The 479-nt window shown below is 35.9% G+C and carries 1 protein-coding gene; it reads left to right on the top strand.

Annotated elements, in window-relative coordinates; all coding sequences use genetic code 11:
* The coding region (locus Z053_RS31750; protein ID WP_160170161.1) for a hypothetical protein at positions 1 to 479 on the top strand (479 nt) is incomplete at both ends.

The following is a 479-nucleotide window of genomic DNA, read 5'->3' as shown; positions in this document are numbered from 1 at the left end:
AATCATGAAAAAAACAATTTTTAAAGTAATCACTATGGTAATGCTGGCAACCTTTATTAGTAGTTGCGAGACAGATGATGGTACTCTTGATGGTCTTGAAGGAGAATCAAAAAATATATCTGTAGAGACTTCTACAATAGATAAATCTGCTACAAAAGCAGCTAATGGTTGCCATAACTGGAGTATTAAAAGGTATGAAGGCCCTATGTGGATGGATTTTAGGACCCGAAAAGTATATCCTTATGTAAATACGATCACAATTGCTGAGGCAAATTGTGATGGAATTTGGGAAGCTACCGGAGGTTTTAAAATTATTGATAATACTCATAATAAAAGAACAGTGCGGGTTAAAAGAATCAATAAGAACGAAGGCAAGCTTTTTTTTATTACCAGCGGGGGCTATTCTGTTCTTACTTTTGATGCTTTCATTTATCCAGACACTACACCACCTACAACTTCATGTCCTACCAGCGAGCATA

The organism is Aquimarina megaterium XH134 (genome assembly GCF_000520975.1).
Classification (GTDB): domain Bacteria; phylum Bacteroidota; class Bacteroidia; order Flavobacteriales; family Flavobacteriaceae; genus Aquimarina; species Aquimarina megaterium.
Note: the sequence above shows the minus strand (reverse complement) of the source record. Positions and strands in the feature narration are given on the sequence as shown.